Source organism: Bradyrhizobium sp. (genome assembly GCF_016462955.1).
Taxonomy (GTDB): Bacteria; Pseudomonadota; Alphaproteobacteria; order Rhizobiales; family Xanthobacteraceae; genus Bradyrhizobium.
The window spans coordinates 21,422-27,759 of the sequence record NZ_JAEMSD010000029.1 but is presented as its reverse complement, the minus strand read 5'-3'; the positions used below and the strand labels follow the sequence as shown (position 1 = coordinate 27,759).

Annotated in this window: 6 protein-coding genes; 2 read left to right on the top strand and 4 right to left on the bottom strand. The window is 62.8% G+C overall.

The window, feature by feature from the left end:
* Window positions 1-2,628: AAA family ATPase (locus tag JHD07_RS05605; protein ID WP_291619831.1), on the top strand; the 2,628-nt coding region annotated here is incomplete at its 5' end.
* Between the two features lie 108 nt (window positions 2,629-2,736).
* Here JHD07_RS05605 and JHD07_RS05600 read toward each other — a convergent pair.
* Window positions 2,737-2,979: an HlyD family efflux transporter periplasmic adaptor subunit gene (locus JHD07_RS05600; protein ID WP_291619829.1), complete on the bottom strand. Its 243-nt coding sequence runs from the start codon at window positions 2,977-2,979 to the stop codon at window positions 2,737-2,739.
* Window positions 2,980-3,020: 41 nt separating this feature from the next.
* On the opposite strand from JHD07_RS05600, the gene JHD07_RS05595 reads away from it, so the two are divergent.
* Window positions 3,021-3,554: a hypothetical protein gene (locus JHD07_RS05595; RefSeq protein ID WP_291619826.1), complete on the top strand. Its 534-nt coding sequence runs from the start codon at window positions 3,021-3,023 to the stop codon at window positions 3,552-3,554.
* A 6-nt stretch (window positions 3,555-3,560) separates the two neighbouring features.
* On the opposite strand, the gene JHD07_RS05590 is transcribed toward JHD07_RS05595, so the two are convergent.
* The 3 genes from JHD07_RS05590 to JHD07_RS05580 all read right to left on the bottom strand — a co-directional run.
* On the bottom strand, window positions 3,561-4,481 hold the full coding sequence (locus tag JHD07_RS05590; protein WP_291619824.1) for an urease accessory protein UreD: 921 nt from the start codon (window positions 4,479-4,481) through the stop codon (window positions 3,561-3,563).
* Window positions 4,478-5,128 (bottom strand): urease accessory protein UreG, encoded by a 651-nt coding sequence (gene ureG, locus JHD07_RS05585; protein WP_291619822.1) that lies wholly within the window; start codon window positions 5,126-5,128, stop codon window positions 4,478-4,480. Before ureG ends, JHD07_RS05590 begins: the two co-directional genes overlap by 4 nt.
* On the bottom strand, window positions 5,125-6,338 hold a 1,214-nt coding region (locus JHD07_RS05580), incomplete at its 5' end, for an urease subunit alpha (protein WP_291619820.1). The genes JHD07_RS05580 and ureG, both read right to left, overlap by 4 nt.

Sequence of the window (6,338 nt, the reverse complement as noted above, 5' to 3'; positions counted from 1 at the left end):
GAAATCACGCTCCTGCTCGGCCGCTGGCAGCAGGCCAAGGCGGGCGACGGCCAGGTCGTGGTGCTGTTCGGCGAGCCGGGCATCGGCAAGTCTCGCATCGTCCAGGAGATATTCGAGCGGATCGCAGGCGACCGGCACGGGCACGTCTCGTTCCAGTGTTCGCCCTACTACAGCTCGACGGCATTCCATCCCTTCATCGAACAGCTCAAGTTTGCCCTCGGTCTGGACCGCGACGACGCGTCCGCCTCTTCTCTGACGAGTCTGGAACGGGCGATAGCGGCCGCACGTGGTGAAGTCGAGCAGGTAACGCCGCTCTTCGCCGCGCTGCTGTCGATTCCGACCGGAGATCGTTATCCGCCGCTCGATCTGTCGCCGCAACAGCAGAAGGATGCCATCGTTTCCGCCCTCGTCAATCATCTGCTGGGCCTTGCGCGCGAGCGGCCGCTGGTGATCGCATTCGAAGACGCACATTGGATCGATCCGACATCCCGGGAGGTCGTCGACCTCCTGATGGAGAAGGTCGAGAATACGCCCATCCTCGTCGCAATGACCTGCCGCTCGGAATTCCAGCCGAGCTGGAGCGCTCGCTCCCACATCACGACGCTGGTGCTGAACAGGCTGAGCCGGCAGCTGCGGACGACGCTGGTCGAGCGGGTCGCCGGCAGCCGCGAAATGCCGAAGGAAGTCGTCGAGGACATCATCGTCAAGACCGACGGCGTGCCGCTGTTCGTCGAGGAGTTGACCAAAGCCGTCCTCGAAAGCGACCTTCTGACCGAGCGCCACGGGCGCTATGTGCTCTCCGGTTCGTGGCGACAACTGGCGATCCCGGCGACGCTGATGGACTCGCTGATGGCGCGCCTGGATCGAATGGGTCCGTTCAAGAGGGTCGCACAGATCGGCGCGACCATCGGCCGGCAGTTCTCCTACGAGATGCTGAACGCGGTCGCTTCCCTACCAGCCGAGCAGATCGAGGCGGCGCTCGATCGTCTGGAGGAGGCAGGCTTGATCGTCCGGCTGGGCCAGCCGCCGGATGCGCTCTACTCCTTCAAACACGTGCTGATCCAGGATGCAGCGCATGCGAGCCTGTTGCGCAGCGAGAGGAGACGGCTACATGCTCGGATCGCCTCGGTGCTGGCCAGGAAGTATCCGGAAAGGACCGAGCGTGAACCGGAGCTTCTGGCCTACCATCTGACCGAATCCGATCAAAGCGAGCCGGCGGCAAGCTCCTGGCTCAAGGCCGGCAAGCAAGCCGCAATGCTGGGCGCCTATCTGGAGGCCATCGGCCATCTGCGGCGGGGATTGGCGGTCGTTCAAGCCAGTCTCGAGATGCCCAATCGCGATCAAATGGAGCTGGAGCTTCGCGTCGCGCTGGGTAATGCGCTGATCGCTGCCAAGGGTTACGGTACACAGGAGGTCGAAGACAATTTTACCCGAGCCCTCGAGTTCGGCCGGCAGCTGGATGATGAAGACAAGGTGCTTGCGGCGATAAGGGGCCTTTGGATGCGCCACTTCATTCGGGCCGACCTGGCCAAGGCCCATAGTCTGAGCGCCGAACTCCTGAAGTTTGCCAGGCGGGAACGCCCGAGCGGACTGCTCTCCAAGCAAACCCTGTACCTCGTCGAGGCCCACAGGTCGATCGGGCAGACCATGCTATACCGGGGCCGGTTTCTGGCGGCGCAGCATCATCTTCAACGCTCCATCCGCCTCGATGATCCGGCCCTGCATCGCGGTTCGGGCGAGAGGCTCATCAATCCTGGTGTCATGTCGTCATCATACCTCGCCTATCTGCTATGGTTCCTGGGACGGCCCGACACCGCGCGGCAGAACAGCGAGCAGGCGATTACCGACGCGGAAGAGAGGCGCCATCCCTTCACGGTAGCGTTCGCCCTGGTATTTGGTGCTTACCTTTGTCAGCATATGCACGACGTGGTGGGGACCAGGGATTATGCCAGCCGGGCGATGACCATCTCGTCGGAACACGGCTTCCTGCACTGGAAACAGCAGGCGACAATTCTCCATGGATGGTCGCTGACTGAGCTCGGTGCGATGGATGAAGGGCTGAGCGAAATGCGGGCGGGCGTGGAAGGCTACGAGGCGCAGGATTCCTGGCTCGCCAGTTGCTGGTTCAGAAGCCTGCTCGCGCAGGGCTATGCGAGAGCCGGTGTGCCGGAGGCGGCCTGGCACGCGCTTGATGGTGCCTTGGCAATCGCAAAGAGGACGGGCGATCACTTCTGTCTCGCGGAGATCTACCGCCTGCAAGGCGAATTGAAGCTGGCCCATGCCGGGTCGGCAGTGATCGCGGAGGCCGAGCATTTGTTCGCACGGTCGCTGGAGGTCGCGCGCATGCAGAGCGCCCGATCGTGGGAACTGCGAACCGCAATCAGCCTGGCGCGCCTCTGGCGGGATTCGGGTCGGTCTGACCAGGCGGCAGAGCTCCTTGTGCCGATCGTCGGGAAGTTCAACGAAGGGCTCTTCACACCAGATCTGCAGCAGGCGCTGGAATTGGTGAAGGAGCTTTGCGAAGACGGCACCAGAGACCGTCAACGAGCCGCAGCCGGAGATGACAGCGAGAGGACAACGGCCGCTGTTGATGCGGATGCGCGCGGCAAGCCAGGTGCCAGGCTTTGACGGAAGCCGGAACGAAATCAACGAGGATCATCGTCGCGTTCAAGGCGCTTCTGTCCCGCCGCCAAACACGGCATGTTTCAGCACTCAGAAGCAAGTCTTTTTCACCGGCTACGTCGAGCACTCGGGCCCGATCAGCCTTCTGCCGGCAAACGTCCGCCCCGGAATCTCGCGGACGCGGATATCCGCAGCGACGCCCGGACCAACGCCGAACGCTTCGTCCTGCGGCACGAACACCTGGGTTCGGATCACGTCGGAATGCATCAGCGTGAACATGAAGGTGGACCCAGCTGATACCAGGCTGCCGTTGTCCACGTTACGCTGCGTGACCACGCCGTCGAATGGCGCCACCACACGCTGGCAGGACTTCTCCTGCTGGAGAGGATCTGCGCTTCTTGCGCCGTAATGTTCGACTGGGCGACACCCACCGCGCCCTGCTGCGCGCGCAGGGTGAGGCGTTCGAGAAGCTCAATACACTCCAGAGCTTTGTCAGCGGCAGCAATGCACTCGCCATCCTGTCCGACCGCTTCGGCCGCGACATGTCAGCCTACGATCTCGATGGCCCTATCCCCGATATCGCGCCGTCGGACAACTATCACAGCTTTGCCAGCGTCATGCTCGCCAAGGGCCGCCGCGAGAACATGACGCTGCGCGACCTCTACAATCTCACTGCCGCCGCTCGCGGCCATTGGGTGCTGTGCGGCTCGGCCGAACGCATCGCCGATACGCTCCAGCTCTGGTTCGAGGAGCGTGCCGCCGATGGTTTCAACGTGATGCCGCCCTACTTCCATGAGGGTTTCGACGACTTCGTCGAGCTGGTCGTACCGATCCTGCAGGAACGCGGACTGTTCCGTGCGAATTATGAGGGCACGACGTTGCGAGACCATCTCGGCCTCGCGAGACCGGCCAATCCGTTCTTCGCTGCTTAGACCAGCTCAGCTCGCTCCCGGAGAAGCAGCGGCTCGCCTAAGAATGCGAGCCCCTTCCAAGGGCAGGTGTTCTGACAAGATCGGTCTGTTCTGGGATGACTGCCGACCCGCGCATTGCGAAGCGGAGAGGATGCCGCGATAGATCACTCTCACGGCCTCAAACGCTTGACGAATGCACCTCAGCTCCAAGGCCGCGAGACGGATCCCGATCCCTCCCTTCGCGGGCAGAGCGCTCGCCGCACCATAGAGCCCGTTGATCCGCTCCAGCACCGTGGTCAACTCACTTTGGATATCCGCCGGATCATGACCGGAGGGCAGCACCATAAATGCTGACCCAAAGGCGGCGTAGCCACGAAAAAGGTTGTGGTCTGGATGGTAGACCCGGGTGCGTTCGATGAGCAGCGGCTCGCCACCCGATCTTCTCAAGCAGAAGGTCGATTCCAGCTCCCGGAAGTAGCGGCCTTCGCCCAGGGGGTCGTGCATCGTGAACGCATCGAAGATCAACGCGTAAGCGTCGGCCGCGCAGTCAAGCTCGATGGTCTGTGACAACGCCGCCTCGGGAAACATGATGCGCGGCTCGGGCAGATATTCGAGACTGGCGTTGCTCGCGACATCGAGTCTCACCGTCTCGGCAGCGCACGTCGCGGGTTCGGCGCGATGAACCGACGTCGCGCCTTGATTGGTCAGGCAAACGGCCGTCCCGGGGCCAAGCGTGAAGCGTTGTACGAGACTGTCCTCTCCGTGGACCGCCCCGCTCGCCGTCTGCACGATCACGCTGAGACAATCCGGCCGGTCCGGATCGACGTGAAAGCTGCGCGTGAGCACGAAGGGCCAAGCGAACATGCGTCTGTCGATCACGGTGCGGCCGGCCCGCCGGACGAAGCTAAGGTCGAGCCGCGCTGCTTCGCTCGGCGTTTCGCGGCTCATGTCCTGAACAACACGTCGCGCTCGAGGAGATCGACGATCGACTCGATACCGTCGCCGCGGCGACAAGTGGTAAGCAATACCGGACGGTTTCCGCGGACGTTCAATGCCTCCCGGTGCATGCGCTCCAGATCTACGCCCACGTAAGGCGCCAGATCGACCTTGTTGATGACGAGAAGATCGGCGCGAATGACACCCGGACCGCGCTTGCGCGGAATATCGTCGCCTCCGGCGACATCGATCACAAACATCCAGAAGTCAGTCAAATCGCGCGAAAATGTCGAGGCGAGATTGTCGCCACCACTCTCCAGCAGGATGAGCTCGACTCCCGGGAAGCGGCGTTCGAGCTCATCTGCGGCCTCGATGTTCAGCGTGGGATCCTCGCGAATGACGGTGTGCGGACACGCGCCCGCCTCGACCGCCGACACCCTCGCCGGATCGATCAGGCCGGAGCGCCTGATCCGTTCGGCGTCCTCGGCCGTGACCAGATCGTTGGTGATGACGGCGATATCGATGCCCCGCGCAGCGAGTGCCGGGATCAAGCACTCCACCAAGGCAGTCTTACCCGAACCGACCGGTCCTCCGATGCCAACCCGAGCGGCCGCGATCCGCGGCTGCGCCAGTCCAGTGTTGAGCGAGAGCCGGCTCATCGGAGCATGTACCGTCTTGCCAGCGGCACCTTCGTCGCGGGCGGGCACATCAGAAGCTTTCCATCAGCCCGGACCTCGAACGTTTGAGGGTCGACCTCGACATGGGGTGTCGCGGCGTTGCGCAACATGTCTGCCTTCCGCAGTTTCCGGACATTCTTGATCTGGATGGCGGAGCGCTCAAGGCCGAGCTTGCGGGTCACATCGGCATCCATGGCGAGCTTCGACATAAAATTGACGCCCAGCCTCTGCGGCGCGGCACCGAGCGCCCCCCACATCCGCTTCTGGATCATCGGTTCCGACAGACCGAGGCTGCCGTTGCCGTCGCCCATGGCTGCCCAGACGACAAAGCCGTTCTTGATCACCATATACGGTTTGATGCCGAAGGAGGCGCGCGGCCAAAGAACGAGATCCGCCATCTTGCCCGGCTCGATCGAACCGACGGTATGGTCGATGCCCACCGCAATGGCGGGATTGATGGTCAGCTTGGCAATGTAGCGTTTGATGCGCTCATTGTCCGCACGTGCCGTCTTTTCCTCGGGCAGGCGGCCGATCCGATCCTTCATGACGCTCGCGAGCTGCCAGCACTTCGCGACGTTCTCGGCGAGGCGTCCCATGCCTTGCGTATCCGTGCCGAAGATCGAGATCGCCCCCATGTCGTGCAGAAAGTCTTCCGCGGCCATCGACTGGGCGCGCACCCGCGCCTCGCCGAACATCACGTCCTCGGGTGCGTTGTAATTGAGCTGATGACAGATCATCGTCATCGGCACGCCCTCTTCCATGCCGTAGGACGTGTAGGGATTGGTCGGATTGGTCGACGAGGGAATGACGTTGTCCCACGACACGACCTTGAGCAGGTCCGGCGCGTGACCGCCGCCGGCGCCTTCCACGTGATACATATGGATGGTGCGCCCCTCGACCGCTGCCATCGTATCCTCGCAGAAGCCGTATTCGTTGATCGAGTCGGTGTGCAGGTGGACAGCGAAATCATTGCGATCTGCCGCAATGAGGCTCTGATCAATCACCGCGGGGGCGGCGCCGAAATCCTCGTGAATCTTGACCGACATGCCGCCGGCCGCAACTGCTTCCTCGATCGCCTCGGGGTTGGAACCCGCGCGTCCGAACAAAGCGAAATTGAGCGGCGAGAACTCGATCGCCTGCAGGAAGCGCGCGAAGGTCGAAGCGGCCCCGCTGCCGACGTCAAAAACCGGCC